At 67.1% G+C, this 13,155-nt stretch carries 11 protein-coding genes; 4 read left to right on the forward strand and 7 right to left on the reverse strand.

Features of this window, described 5'->3' with window-relative positions; all coding sequences use genetic code 11:
* Positions 1 to 39: 39 nt before the first annotated feature.
* The 6 genes from C3486_RS00005 to C3486_RS00030 all read right to left on the reverse strand — a co-directional run bounded on the left by C3486_RS00005 (position 40) and on the right by C3486_RS00030 (position 7,834).
* Complete coding sequence (locus C3486_RS00005; protein WP_103830411.1) at positions 40 to 996, reverse strand: thiopeptide-type bacteriocin biosynthesis protein; 957 nt, start codon at positions 994 to 996, stop codon at positions 40 to 42.
* Positions 997 to 1,007: 11 nt separating this feature from the next.
* Positions 1,008 to 2,162, reverse strand: coding sequence for a lanthionine synthetase C family protein (locus C3486_RS00010; protein ID WP_030611535.1), 1,155 nt, complete (start codon positions 2,160 to 2,162; stop codon positions 1,008 to 1,010).
* Entirely contained in the window at positions 2,159 to 5,197 is a 3,039-nt protein-coding gene (locus C3486_RS00015; RefSeq protein ID WP_258052498.1) for a lantibiotic dehydratase, read from the reverse strand. Before C3486_RS00015 ends, C3486_RS00010 begins: the two co-directional genes overlap by 4 nt.
* 74 nt (positions 5,198 to 5,271) lie before the next feature.
* Positions 5,272 to 5,457: an FxLD family lanthipeptide gene (locus tag C3486_RS00020; protein ID WP_037771720.1), complete on the reverse strand. Its 186-nt coding sequence runs from the start codon at positions 5,455 to 5,457 to the stop codon at positions 5,272 to 5,274.
* Positions 5,458 to 5,535: 78 nt separating this feature from the next.
* Positions 5,536 to 6,762, reverse strand: coding sequence for a methyltransferase, FxLD system (gene fxlM / locus C3486_RS00025; RefSeq protein WP_258052499.1), 1,227 nt, complete (start codon positions 6,760 to 6,762; stop codon positions 5,536 to 5,538).
* A gap of 688 nt (positions 6,763 to 7,450) precedes the next feature.
* Complete coding sequence (locus C3486_RS00030) at positions 7,451 to 7,834, reverse strand: DUF6415 family natural product biosynthesis protein (protein ID WP_258052513.1); 384 nt, start codon at positions 7,832 to 7,834, stop codon at positions 7,451 to 7,453.
* A gap of 164 nt (positions 7,835 to 7,998) precedes the next feature.
* Between C3486_RS00030 and C3486_RS00035 the strand changes: the two genes are divergently transcribed.
* From C3486_RS00035 to C3486_RS00045, 3 genes are all read left to right on the forward strand, one after another.
* Positions 7,999 to 9,255 (forward strand): helix-turn-helix transcriptional regulator, encoded by a 1,257-nt coding sequence (locus tag C3486_RS00035; RefSeq protein WP_181138385.1) that lies wholly within the window; start codon positions 7,999 to 8,001, stop codon positions 9,253 to 9,255.
* A 14-nt stretch (positions 9,256 to 9,269) separates the two neighbouring features.
* Complete coding sequence (locus tag C3486_RS00040; RefSeq protein ID WP_030611546.1) at positions 9,270 to 9,635, forward strand: hypothetical protein; 366 nt, start codon at positions 9,270 to 9,272, stop codon at positions 9,633 to 9,635.
* A gap of 424 nt (positions 9,636 to 10,059) precedes the next feature.
* Positions 10,060 to 10,788 carry a hypothetical protein gene (locus C3486_RS00045; protein ID WP_146074927.1) on the forward strand — a complete coding sequence of 243 codons (729 nt, stop codon included), beginning with the start codon at positions 10,060 to 10,062 and terminating at the stop codon, positions 10,786 to 10,788.
* A 762-nt stretch (positions 10,789 to 11,550) separates the two neighbouring features.
* Here the strand turns inward: C3486_RS00045 and C3486_RS00050 are convergent.
* Entirely contained in the window at positions 11,551 to 11,964 is a 414-nt protein-coding gene (locus tag C3486_RS00050; RefSeq protein WP_103830414.1) for a pyridoxamine 5'-phosphate oxidase family protein, read from the reverse strand.
* A gap of 856 nt (positions 11,965 to 12,820) precedes the next feature.
* Between C3486_RS00050 and C3486_RS00055 the strand changes: the two genes are divergently transcribed.
* On the forward strand, positions 12,821 to 13,153 hold the full coding sequence (locus tag C3486_RS00055) for a hypothetical protein (RefSeq protein WP_258052500.1): 333 nt from the start codon (positions 12,821 to 12,823) through the stop codon (positions 13,151 to 13,153).
* The last annotated feature ends 2 nt before the right edge of the window (positions 13,154 to 13,155 follow it).

Raw genomic sequence — 13,155 nt, forward strand, 5'->3', positions numbered from 1 at the left:
GTCCTTCGTGCTGCGGCGGTGAGCAGGAGGGGCCTGCCGTCAGCGTCCGAGAATGGCCTCCCGAGCGGCGCGTGACCAGATGGACTGCTGTCGGAGTGTGAACCCCATGCGGTTCCAGTGGAAGAGCACATGGCGCGCCAGAACACCGCGCATGCCGAGGGCCAGTCGCCCGTTGTTCCAGGCGTCCGCAAGTGCGAGACCGCCCTGCTCCAGCCCTTGGAACCAGTCCCGTACGGGCGTGAGGGCGCCGTCCGCCAGCAGAGGCTGGACATCGATCAAGAGCAGGCGGCGCAGGACACCCGCCATGCTGCTGACCCGGTCCGGGGGCACGCCCTCTGCGAGAGGACGGTGTTCTTCTACCTGCCCCCACACATCACCCTGTTCGCCCAATTCGAGGCCCGCGGCGCGCATCAATAGCGTCATCGCCAGGAGCGAGGTTGCCTTGGCGTCCAGCAGCACTTCGCGACTGTCGCCGGCGACGTGGAGGTAGTCGAGGACACCGATGCTGTCGGTGTGGAACAGCTCGTGCGCAATCTTCATGCCAGCCGGACCGCCAAAGGCGACGGTCTCAGGCTCGTACGGGAAGCGGCGCCAGGCTGCGACTGCACCCCGGGCGACGCTGCCTTCGAGCGCTTCGGTGATGGGTGCGATGGCGTCCTCCTGGGGCGCCTGCGGGCTTGGACAGAGGCGGAGTCTCCAGCACGGATACTTGCGGACGAACCACCAACTGCCCACCGACCCGTTGCGTAAGGCGGGCACGAGGCAGGAGCGGAAGGTTCGTTCCGCGGTCGAGTAGTCGGTGAACTGGATGTTCAGCTGGTGCCATCCGACGGAGCGGACATCGAGTGCGGCCCGGCCGGCGGCCCGGTATCGCTCGATGGACTCTGCGAGCCGTGCGGGGGAGGTGCCCGCGGACCGGGCAGCGTCCTCGATCGTTGCTCCTCTAAGGACAGCCAGTACGGCGTCTTCGGCCTGGTTCGTATCGTGAGGGGGCATGGGCCCTCCACTCACGCCAGCAGAAGGCAGGTGTCCCACTGCCCGCGAGGTGTGGCGCCGAGCTCATCACCGGCGTCCTGGAAGGCGAGGGCGGCCCCGGCCTTGCCATTGAGGAATCCAGCCTCCTCGGGTGGCTCGACAGTCAGGAAGCGGCGCTTCACCAGGTCGAGTCGGTCTTCGAACAGGGCAGGGACCTCCGCGTCCTCGGCGACCCGCTGGAGGGTGCGCAGGAGGCCGCCGAAGCCGTGGCACAGGCCGCGCCCGTCGATCTGGTTCAGCTGGTCCGGATCGTCCAGGCAGTGCAGCAGGGCGCGTTCGGCCATCCGCTTGCGGTCGTCGTCACCGAGGACGATGGCGGCGAGCTGCTGGGCACGGACCACGCCGGGGGTGCCGTAACACCAGGACGGCGTGGCCGGCTGGGGTTGAGCGGCGCCGCGGTGGCTGACCCAGCGGGGCCAGTGAATGACGCGGGAGTCGCTCTGACGGATCTGGTCGAGCCACCGGCAGACGCGGCGGATGGCATCCTCGTGCCCATCCACCGTGACTCCGGCACGCATGGCCAGGGCCAGCAGAGCGAGCGGGCCCGTGATGCCGTGCGCCATACCTACGTTGGCGTGCCCGCCCGGCGTGGCCGTCTTGTCGCTGGCCGGGGCGTGCCTGACCCACCAGCCGGGCAGCGGTTCTCCCTCGGGCCCGGTCATAGGTTCGGTCAGGCGGACCAGGTACTCCAGGACGCCCTTCATCTCCGGGCCCTGCGGCTGTCGGCGCAGCAGGAGGGCCCCGATCCCGGTCAGACCGCGGAAGACGTCGTACTCGGCGAACTCGGCGTGACGGCCGGCATCGATGCGAGCGTGTGCGGCGGCCAAGCGGGACCGGGCATGCGCGGCCACAATTCCGTCGAGGGTGTGAAGCGCTCCGGCGTACCGGTCCGTGCCGTCGGCGGCCAGATGCAGGACGAAGGCCATCGCGGGGGCGCCGAGGTAAAGGCTGGCGTCGGTACCGTCGATCAGCGGTGTGACGCTGGCGAAGGCGCGGTGCACAGCTTGCCAGTCGCCGGTGCCGCGGCGGGCCCGCTCGATGTGGAGCAGAGTCATGCCGAGGTGACCGTGTGCGAGGGACTGGCGGCCGGCCAATGAGATGTCAGTGGTCGGCAGGGCGGTGGTCACTGTGCGCCTCCTTGGTGGCGGATGCTCCAGGACTGGGCGGCTGCTCGGGCGATCCGGCGGCAGGCCGCTTCGGCCTCGGGATCGACGCCCGCGACGCGGTTGTGGTGCATGTGCAGCAGTGACGGCAGCACACTGCCTGCGGCAATACCCGCAGCGTCGAGCGCTTGGCGGTAATCGACGAGAGCCGCCTGCCGTGCCTCCCATGCATCCACGACGGCGTGCCCGCCACTGAGGTCGCTGAGCACGGTTCGGCGGTCGCCCACGTCCGTCAGCTGCAGAGTGAGCGCCTGGACATGCCGCGGTGCCGGCTCGCCATCACCGCGCAGCAAGTGCCGGAGCAGCCAGTCGTTCCCGGCTTGCCGAGAGCCGAGGAAGCCCGCAGCGATGTCCACAAACGAGGCTGCGGTGACAGCCGGCTGAAGATCGGCGGATATGGCCAGGGACATCTGTGCCAGGGCGGCGGTCGAGTCGGCCACGAAGATCGCCTCCGCAGCTGCCAGAGTGGCCCCGGTTCCGTAGCGGCCCGCCTCCGGCCGGTCGGTGTTCCACTGCAAGCGTTGGATCAAGCCTTCTGCGCACAGCTCCGCCGCCCACGCCGCCACGGTCTGCGCCGTGGCACCGAACGCCTCCGGGCCGGGCTGCCGCAGCCGCAGTCGCAGGTGCGGGTCGGGGTCCGCGTACCGAACGAACCATGCTTCGGTCGGCGCGTTGCCCCCATGGCGCAGCAGACGGGGGAGGTGCGCGGTCAGAACCTCCGGTGCGCGAGCAGCGCTGCCGTACAGCTTGACGTACGCCCACTCCGAGGACCCCGGCATGCGGTCGGAGTTCCGGTCGGCCAAGACGGCGGCGTGATGCGCGGGCGCCGGAGCGGGCTGCTGATCGGACGCGAACAGCATGGTCACCTCATGGGCCCGGCCGGCCCAGCCGTACGAGCTCTCCTCGGGTGCCTCGTGCAGCACGGCGGTGTCGTGCCGGCGCAGCTCGGCGCGCAGCAGTTCTTGATGGACGGGAACATCAAGATCGAGCCGGAGACGCTGATCGCTGCTGCCGACGTACACGGTGCGGGGCACCCCGTACTGGATGCGCCAGTTGGTGAAGCGGAGCATCCAGTCCTCTCCGTCACCGAGATCGCTGGCGTGCAAGCGCCACAGGGCCGCGGACAGGACGGTGCGTCCGGCACGGACCTCCGGGAGGAAGGGCAGGCGCGTGGCGGCTCCCCAGAAAAAGGGCAGTAGGACGGCCGTGTGAGCGCGGTGCAGTTCACACAGGAAGCGAACGAGCGGGTGGGTGCTATTGGACAGCTCTACCGCGTTCATGACAGAGGGTTCGATGAGCCGGCCGGTCGACAGCGATACCAGGTAGAAGCGCATGGTGTCGGCCATGACGCCAAGATCGTCCAGGTCGAGAGTGGCGTCGGGGTTGTGTTCGCCGATTGCCAGCAGGTCCGAGACGACGGCGGGAGAGCGGCTGACGTTGTTGATCGGCACCTTCAGCGGCGGACTGGATACCTGAGCGCGAACCGCACCCGCGGTGAGTGTGGGCATGGAGGCGTGGACGGTGCGTACCCGGTCGCGGTCCGCCTGCTCCAGCGTGGGCAGGAAGCGACCGGTGGTGGTGCCGGCCGCGAGGGACAACCCTGTGGTGGACAGCGTGAAGCGTCCCTCGTCCAGGGCGCGTATGGACCGCGCGAGCACCGTGAAGGTGAACTCGATGTGCGCGGGGACCTGGGAAGCTGTGCCGACGGAGAGGGCTTCGATATCGTCCTCGGTGAGCACGACCTCGCGCCGATCGGACAGAGCCGCGTCCTGGGCGAGCGCGAGGAGATGCTGGTCGCGGGGCGTCATGGCCAGGACGGGCCGCTTCAAGACCGTGCCGCGGTAGCCGACGGGGAAGCCGAGTCCGGTGTCCGGGTCTGTGAGATCACGTATCGGCACGATGGTGCCCATGCTGTATCGCTCCAGAAACCGCGTGCGGTAGTCCTGCCAGGCCGGAGCGCCGTTCGGGTACGGCGTGATGCGGGCGATGACCTCCAGGGCGCGCTGCGCCTCCGCGGCGACGGCCTGGGGCAGAACGACGTCACAGTCCGGGCGCAGGTTTACCGCGAGGTTGCGGTCGGGGATGCCGGCGAGGCCGTTTATTGCTTCGCTGGCTTGGTCACGGAGAGTTCGCTGGGCGGCTGGTTGCGCGCGGTCGTGTTGGTCGAGAAGTTGGTGGACATGGCGCAGCTTCGTCAGAGTCGGGGCGACGGACGAGTCTCCGAGGCCGGCGTCTTCGAGCTGGACGATGAGGTGGCCGAGTGCATCGTCACAGGTCATCGGGGCGGAAAGGCTCGTCAGGAGTACGCGGTGAGCGACAAGGCCGCGCACCATGCCTTCGATCTTCTCCGCGGGAGTATTGGGGTAGTCGGCGTGCAGTTTCGCCACGATGTCGCCCACTGTGATCGGGGTACAGGCCAAGGCGAGAGCCAGCTCCGCTGCGCGGGTGCGCCGAAGGGTCGTCGCGGTGGGCCCCTTGGCGCCCGGCTGGTGCGGCACGGAGATCTGCGCGCCGCGCACGGTACAGGTGGGGTCGGCGACTACAGGCAGGCGCCGCAGCACGTCCGGGTCCGCCTCCAGAGCGGCGATGATGTCGTGCAACCACAGGGCATCGGCCCTGGCGAACGCCTTGTGCTGCGTGCCCCAGCGAACCTGTGCCGGCCGGCCGACGCGTACGGGGGCTGCCCCAGCGAAGAGGCCGAAGGGCGTCGCGCGGTACTGCATCCGTAGTAGGTAGCGGGTCAAGGAGTGCGCGGTGCGACGGATGCGGGAGCGTCGCGCCGTGCCGTCGAGGACCTTGCGGATACCTGCTGCTAGGACAGGCGCGGCGAGTTCGATGGCGTCAGCGCGGGAGTCGTCCCTCCACACTTGGCCGATCCACTGGCGGCAGTTTTCGGCGTCGGCGGCTGTGTCGCTGATCGGGGCAGGGCAGGAGGGCAGCGACGGCGTCAGCGGAAACGCGGACACTCTGATCATGCCCACATCAAGTACGTGATACATGGCTGGGCCTCCTTCGAGGACTGCGGTGCCCGGGGCGGGCGGGTCTCGTCCCGCCCGCCCCGAGCGGAGCCGGGTCAGCCGCAGGTGCTGTTGGAACAGGCGGACTGGCAGGTCGACGTGCAACCGTCACCGGTGTCGTTCAGCAGGGCCTGCACCACGGGAGCGGATGCCACGGTCTCGATGTCGAGGTCGAAGTCCGATCCGGAATCGGTCGTGAACGGCGTCCCCGTCTGCGGCTTGGTCGCGATCTGTGGTGCCATCTCGTCTCCTCGGTTGAAGGAAATGGGTGAATGTGCGGATCGTGCTGGTACTGCCACCCGGCTACGACGCCGAAGTCGTCACCGCCAGGAGATCGTGACCCGCGTGCGCGGCCGGTCGATGACCCGGCCCGCGGGAAGCTGGTCGTCCGGCGTGTTCGCCGGGAAGACCTCGATGCGCGCCTGGTGGCTGCGGTGCTCGCCGTTCCACTTCTGGATCTCGTCGACGAGGCGCTCGGCGACCTTCTGGGCGTCCGGCCCATGACCGACCGCACCCAGCTCGTACCGGTCCGCCTCATCGGTCGCCCGGGACGTGCGGTAGGCGAAGCTTCCGCCGTCCACAAGCGTCGGAATGCCGATCGGAGAGGCGACGGCGACGATGCCGCGCTGACGTGCTGCAGGCTTCGCAGCCATCAAGGGCAGATTGTCCAGGGCAGTGGTCAGCCACAGATCCAAGTGGTCCTTCGGCTCCATGCCCCCGACCGTCACTCCCGACCACGCCTCCGTCCGCGGGCCGGCGAGTGCCGACCGCAGGGCCTCGATATCGGGAACGGGGTGGCCGTCCAGGCGCAGAGCGACCTCGGCGCCCTCCTCGTCATGAAGGGACTCCAGACGCATCCGGTTCTCGCCGGCGCCGCGCATCGGCACGAAGCCGCACTGCTCGAACCCGTCGCTGACCAGGCGCTTGCCGTTCCGGATGAACGCGATGGTGCGCGTCATGCTGCGCATCCGCAGCGGCACGACCAGCCGACCACCGTCTTTGAGTTGCTCGATCCAGGCGGGAGGGATGTCTGCCGCCTGCACCGTGACGATGATGCGGTCGTACGGCGCGTGGCCGGGCACGCCGCCCTCGGCGTCGGCCGTGACCACGGTGATGTTCCGGTAGCCGGTCTCCGCGACGAACCGTTCCGCGCGCTCGGTGACGTCGGGATCGATGTCGACGGTGACGACGCGTCCCTGCTCGCCGACCATCTCCGCGAGATAGGCGGCATTCGGGCCGCCGGAGCCGATCTCCAGCACCGTCATGCCCGTCTTGATGCCGGCCTGCTCGATCTGCATGGCTTGAACCCGCGGGGCCGACACGGAGCTGATGTCCACGCCGTTCTCGTCGGTCTTGGTGATGGTGGCGGACTCTGCCTGGTAGGTCTTGGCCGCCTCCACCTCGGGGGTAGCCAGGTGCCGGGGGACGGCACGGAGGGCGGCTACTACACGGGGGTCACGGGCAGCTCCGAGTTCGATGAGCTGCTGCACCATCGCGTCGCGCATCTGCTGTTCGGTGGGAGTCTGTTGGCCGGTCTCAGTGGTCATGTCGGGGACGTTATCCACGTGTGGTCTCCTCCTCGGCGCTGCGCGCCGAGCACGGGTTGAGCGGATATTTCGAGGCGCCAGCGGCAGGGGGTAGGGCTCGCGCGTCAGGGACTCTGCGCCGCCTCGCGCCGGAATGCGCAACCGAGTTCCGGAGCCTGTCGCCTCTCAGGCGAGGCATCACCGCGTTGCTCATGCAGATGGCCTGACCCACCCTGACCGCTCGTCCTGTCCTCATCAGTGGGGACGGCCAGGGTGGGCGTTGTGCCGCCCGCTGCCGGGTTTCCTGGTGCCGGGCGTTGGGGGAGCCTGCGGTCCGCGGTACGTCCGGCAGGGGGCCTATGGGAGGGAGTAACGCTCATCTTGTTCTTGATCCACTATGTGGACCAACTCAGCGATGCAGGTCTCGCAGGCAAACATGTGCCCACAGCCCTTGGGGGTCCTGGCCGGTCCGAGCCACATCACAGGAATGCCTCGTCGACGGCAGTAGAGCTTGCAGCGGGGGCCGACGACCCAGCAGTCGTGCACGCTGTCTTGCGGAGGAAGGGTTTCGGCTCCAGCGGCAACCGGGTGCCGTTCCGGCGTGGGCGGTTCCTGGAATGAGGGCGGGGGCGTGTGCCGACGGTGCAGTTTCTCGCCGACGGCGAGTGCGAGCCGGCAAAGGGAGGGGGGAATCGCGTACATCAGCCGATCACAGGGCGGTGGGGCGCTTCAGGTACAGGTCGCGGAAGGCGGCGGTGATAGTGGCCAGGTTCCGCATGTGTTCCCACGCCTGGTAGTGCGTGGTCTCTGCGGTGGGACGCTTCTGCAGGTCGAGAAGGTTGTGGGCGACCCGGTACAGGGCTCGTACCGCTGGACGCTCCTTGGCACGGAAGTCCACTGCCTCCATCAGCAGCCGAAGGTGCTTGTGCAGCTCCACCGTCCGGCCGTCGATGGCGTCCCGCGGCGGCATGCTCACGCCGGGAACGAGGGCGAGTTCGATGGTCGTATTGATCAGGTCGATGTCAACCTCTTGGTGCGCATCCAACCTGATCTCCGAAGTGGGTGGCTCGACCGCGCTCTCATGGGTTCCCATCACGTGCCGGCCTCCTTTCCTGTGAGCCACGGTTTGGCTGACACATCCAGGGAACCGCTTCGAGGCGCAGCGCTCCACGGCATCTATGCGGCACTCTTGATGCAGATCTGATGCACGGCTGCGCAGCACGGGTACGCCCGGACGAGCCGGGGAAGGGAACCGCAGTGGGGTTGGCTAAGCGGCGGAAGGCTCTGGGTTACAGTCAGGAACGACTTGCCCACGCGCTCGGCGTGGACCGCACAACGGTCCAGCGCTGGGAGAACCACAAGGTTTCGCCGCAGCCGCCGATTCGGCCGAAGCTGGCGGAGCTGCTGAACATCGACCTTGACGAGCTGGACGTCCTGGTGGCTCCGCCACCGCCTCCTGAGGAAGCCGCAGGGTTGCCATCAAGCGATGATCACCACGGCTCTGGGGACATAGACGACATGATCCGACGCGAATTCCTGCGCGCGATCGCAGTAACCGGCGCCCTGACCGCTTTGCCGCTGGATGAGGCCGAGGCCCTGGCCGAGGGAGCCCGCCGCGGGACCTCCTCCGACTTCGCACGGATGAACAGCCACCTTTGGCAGGTCTACCAACTGGCCCGTTCCAAAGGCTCGGTGTACCCGATCGTGCGCGACCAGTTGACGTCACTCAACGGCGCTCTGGCCAACCGCTCGGACGCAGAAGTGCGGGCACTGTGCAGCGCTGCCGGCGACCTGTTCCAGCTTGCCGGGGAACTGTCCTTCGACGGGAACCGCTACACCGACGCAGCGGCTTCTTACATGCTGGCCGCTTCGGCGAGCAAGGTCGCCAAAGCCTTTGATCTGTGGGCTTGCGCGCTGACCCGTCAGGCGTATGTGGATGTGTACGAAGGGCGGTACCGCGAGGCCGCGGGCGTGCTGTCGGCTGCCGAGAGGGTCGCCAAGCGCGGAGACAGCTCCCTCTCCACACGCCACTGGGTGGCCGCCGTACAAGCGGAAGCCTTCGCCGGCCTGGGAGACCTCACAGCGTGCGAGCGAGCTCTCGACGAAGCCGAGGAAGTGCAGAACCTTGCCACCCCTGCTCACAACGGGGGCTGGCTGAGGTTCGACGGCTCTCGGCTCGCCGAGGAACGTGGCGCCCGGTACGTGCAGCTCGGCCGGCTCGACCTCGCCGAAACAGCGCTGACGACCGCGCTGAAGCAGGGCGCTCTCGCTCAGGGGCAGTCCTTCCGCCGGCGCGGTGCCGTGCTCACCGACCTCGCAGCGATCGGCGCGAAAAGGCGGGATACGGACCAGGTGATCACGTACGGCCGTGAGGCCTTGACCCTGGCCCGGGAATCTTCCTCCGGCTACGTCGCCCGTAGACTCCAGGGCCTACGAGCTGTGATCGGCCCGCTGGCCCGGGATCGGAGGATCGCCGAGCTGGGAGCGGAGATCAGCGCACTGAGCACGACGTGACGAGAGGGGCCAGCATGTCGCAGACCGAGGGCGCGCGACTGTTCCGTGAGGCGTGGATCGCAGGCGTTCACCAGCACTTCCCCGGCGAGCCGAAGGCCGGCTATGTGACGCCTTGGGAGGACACCCCTGACTGGGAGCGTGCGGCGGCTGGTGCCGTGTACGAGCAGGTGCGTCAGTTCCTCGATCTGAGCGGCGGCCACGCTTCGCGGTTGTCGCGCGAGCAGAAGGGGCGCTTCGTGGCGACGTGCTGGACTGCCCAGATGTACAAGCACTTCGAAGACCCCAAGCCCGGATATGTCGCGGACTGGCCCGACCTGCCGCAATGGCAGCAGGAGACCGACTCGGACATCTTCGAGGCCATTGAGAAGAGCCTGAACTAGGCACAGGTCTCGTGTCCCGGGGCCGCGGCGCGAGCCTCCGGGACATGGGAAGCACCCGGTGCAACCTCGTGTGGGAAGCCGAGTGGGTCTCGTCGGGCAGCGCCGTACGGAGAAGGATTGGTTCGTCCACGACACCCATGCCAAGGCGCGCGACGCAATGCTGCGGGCCGCTTTCAGGCACACCTGCTCAGGGCGGTACCGATGATGCCCGGTACGGGGCGCTGACACGCCACCTGCAGGCTTCTTCGGCCCATCCCTTGCGAGAGTGACTGGACCAGTCCCGGTGAGGATAGCTGGGCTGCCTTGGACTCCTTTGCACCCCGGATCAGACACGAAGAACGTGCACTTGACTGGCCCGCGGCACAAGGTTGATCCATCTGTTTCGGTTTTGATTGGCCAACGTGCGCACCCCATACTGCCGTTCATGATTAGCGCACCTGCCACGGAGCTGAACGGTGAATACACGGAGTGCCGCCTCGGGCGCTCAGACTTGGTCGCCTTGTTCACCCGTGCTACTGGCCACGTCCCGCCGGAGCACGTCAGTGTCGCGACAGTGCACAACAACACTCGCTGGACCGCGCGCTTACTCCCTGACCTGATCAACGAGGTCACGTCATCACCGAACTACGATGACCGGGAACCATGGGACAACCTTGAGTTCAAGGCCGCGGACCCGGCCGGTCGAGTCGAGGTCCAGATAGGCGTTACGCGCAAGACGGTCACGGTCAGGGTGAGTGGTACGGACGACATCCTCGTTTACGGCCAGCAAGCCCGCATCGAACTTTTTCTGAAGAATCGCGGAGCTAAGAGCAAGGACGAGACGGGGCGTGCCTTTGACTGGCAGGTGACGCTCTTCATGCCGTGGCTGGCGTTTGTCGGGTTCGCAGCGCTTACTGAGACGCCGCCGAACCTCCCGCCGGTGCCCGTGCTGGCGAAACTGATCGCCTCTCTTATGTGCGTCATGGGGGTGGTCTACTTCGTGAAGTACTCGTTGAAGTTGTACAGGGACCGCCCGAGGCTGGTGATCCTCAACGACATCCCGTCCGGCTGGAACCACTACACGCCGTCAGAGAAGATCGCAGTGGTCGGTGTCTACGTTGCGGTGCTTGGCGCGGTCGCGGCTGCTGTTTCAGCGGTTTCGGACGTCCTGTAGAGCGCCTGACCTGCTCGTCCACTCGCCGTCCGTATAGCTCGCTACGGTGATCACCAGGAGCTGGAGAAGAATCTCTCCGAGCTGCTGCCCCTTCGTGAGGGTTGTCTGGCCCCTCCACGTCGCCGGAGAGTCGGGTCAGGTGAATGGGAAACCCGAATGTGGCCTCCGAGACGCCCATGACGCTGCGCAGGGGCCGAGTGTGGTTTTCGAAGGGCGCGCTTGGCTGCACGTCAGGCGACTGCGCTAGGCAGGGAAGTCTCCTACCAGGTCGAGCAGTCCCCTTCGAAAGGCAGAGCAATGACCCACTCGCTGGTCAATTATTTCTCGGTTCCTGGCTAACACCCAGCCTCCGGGATGAGACGTCGGGACCCTACCGGAGGAGCGCCCGCTGGCGGCATGGCACTGCTTCCTGGCTGAAGGCCACTGAATACCGACATCAGAAGTGCACTCAAGACCGGTGAAGGTATCGGGGGTACCTTCGGTGCAAGTCGCCCCGGCACCAAAAGACCGGACAACGAACCCGCACATACTGCCTCGCTCGCCGTCCCCGCCACCACCGCTCAACTCCCGCCTCACGCTCGCGAGCGGTGACCGCCGGCCCACCGACAAAGGACCACTCGAAAGCCCAGTTCGCGCAGCTCGGCCGGGCTCGCGCCCAGGGGCCGCCCGGCTCCCGTCTTGAAGTTCTCGCACAGCTTCTTCTCGGAGACCGGGTCTATGCCGATGGCCTCTGAGGCGGGTGATCCCCGGATCGCCGCCTAGCTAGGGCAACGTCGCTCGGCCCATCACACGCTCGATCGTGACGCTGATCACGACGCGCTCCGGATCCGGGGCCGGCGTGCGCCCGTACCGCGCGCCGTATCGCTGAACGGCATCGTCCACGGCGTCGGGGTCGGTGAGGACTTCCGCTGTTCCCTCCAGAGTCGCCCAGCGGCCCCCGTCTACCTGGCAGAGGGCCACGCGCGCCCCGCTGGGCTGCGCAGCCTGGATGTTGGCGACCTTCTTACTTCCTTTGCGAGTGATAACCCGTGCGACTCCCGCATCGGCGTCGACGGTGACGCCAACTGGCACAACGTGTGGCCGTCCGTCCGGCCTGATCGTCGTTAGCGTGCACAGATGGTATTCGTCCCAGAACCTGAGGTAGTCATAGCCTTGGTCGTGAAGCACCTTAGACATGGCTGAAACGGTAACTCCTGCCTTGGTTCGATCCGGCCGAGAGTGGCCACATACACAGATCACCTTTCGGGGCGCATATGGGGCGTCTGGGTGCCCGGCGGTCAGCGCTAATGCTCAAATATCTCGAATCGGTAACAATCCTCAAGCGAGGGCTGCGGCTGAAATGGGCATGGTGGGCATCGGAAATGCCAGCGCATGGATGTAGGTCAACGATCAAGTGTCCTGTTCATGCTTTTTGTGTGAGTGGGGTGTGCGTCGGGATGTGGGCTGAGGTATCGATATCAAGCCTCGGTCTCGTGCACGGATCACGTATCGTCCGCATGTGGCGCCCGACGCCCCGCTGGATTGTCCAGTGGGGCGTTATTGCTTGTTCGCGGTAGTGATCATGAGGCGCCTTCTGGGGGTTTGGGCGGAGTCCGTGACCCCGTTCAAGCCGCTATAGAGCGGTGCGTCCCGACGTACCCCCGACGACCGCGTCTGTCGTGCATGCGCGGTGGCAAGTTGGACGGGGATGGCTCGCCTGGCTCCCGAGTGGAGCTGCTCGGCCGGTACGGAAGGGACTCGAATGCGATCGGGTACGAGTGGTCGCGCTCTCGCTGGCAGCGTGGCCCATCTTCGGGGTGCGGCGTCGCGCTGGTGGAGGAGCCGCCGGCTGCAGGTACCGCCGACCGCTGAGGCAGAGCTTCTCAACCGGATGCGCCGAGAGCTCCGTGACCTTGGCATCCACCCGCCGCTCGACATGGCCCGTCTGTGCCAGGCGCTCGGGGACAGACGGGGACGTCCGATTGAGCTGGAAGCGAGGCGGCTCACGACACTCGGCCCCTCGGGCCTGTTGGTCGAAACGTCCCGACGTGACGTGATCATCTACCAGGCCGAGACGACACGGCTGCACCAAGACCACATCATCCTCCACGAGCTGGGGCACATCCTCGTGGCTGACGACGCCGGCGATGAAGAATCCGAGGACGCTGTCGAGACCTGGGCAGATCTGATCCCGGTGTTCGAGAACGAGATGATCCGCCGGGTGACCCAGCGCTGCTCGTACGAGTCGGAGGAAGAGTGCGTCGTTGAAGCGGCAGCGACGTCCCTGCTGGAGTGGTCCTCTGTGGAAGGCGCCACCCCGTTGGCGGAGGACCCTTCCCTGCGCAGGGTGCAGTCGGTCGTCGGCGACCAGCGCGGCTGGCGGTAGCC

This window comes from Streptomyces sp. Ru73 (assembly GCF_002920575.1).
In the GTDB taxonomy this organism is placed as follows: domain Bacteria; phylum Actinomycetota; class Actinomycetes; order Streptomycetales; family Streptomycetaceae; genus Streptomyces.

Coding starts and splice junctions, on each gene's coding strand:
- C3486_RS00005 (WP_103830411.1), bottom strand. CDS start 996: ATGCCCCCTCACGATACGAACCAGGCCGAAGACGCCGTACTGGCTGTC.
- C3486_RS00015 (WP_258052498.1), bottom strand. CDS start 5,197: ATGTATCACGTACTTGATGTGGGCATGATCAGAGTGTCCGCGTTTCCG.
- C3486_RS00020 (WP_037771720.1), bottom strand. CDS start 5,457: ATGGCACCACAGATCGCGACCAAGCCGCAGACGGGGACGCCGTTCACG.
- fxlM (WP_258052499.1), bottom strand. CDS start 6,762: ATGACCACTGAGACCGGCCAACAGACTCCCACCGAACAGCAGATGCGC.
- C3486_RS00030 (WP_258052513.1), bottom strand. CDS start 7,834: ATGGGAACCCATGAGAGCGCGGTCGAGCCACCCACTTCGGAGATCAGG.
- C3486_RS00040 (WP_030611546.1), top strand. CDS start 9,270: ATGTCGCAGACCGAGGGCGCGCGACTGTTCCGTGAGGCGTGGATCGCA.
- C3486_RS00045 (WP_146074927.1), top strand. CDS start 10,060: ATGATTAGCGCACCTGCCACGGAGCTGAACGGTGAATACACGGAGTGC.
- C3486_RS00050 (WP_103830414.1), bottom strand. CDS start 11,964: ATGTCTAAGGTGCTTCACGACCAAGGCTATGACTACCTCAGGTTCTGG.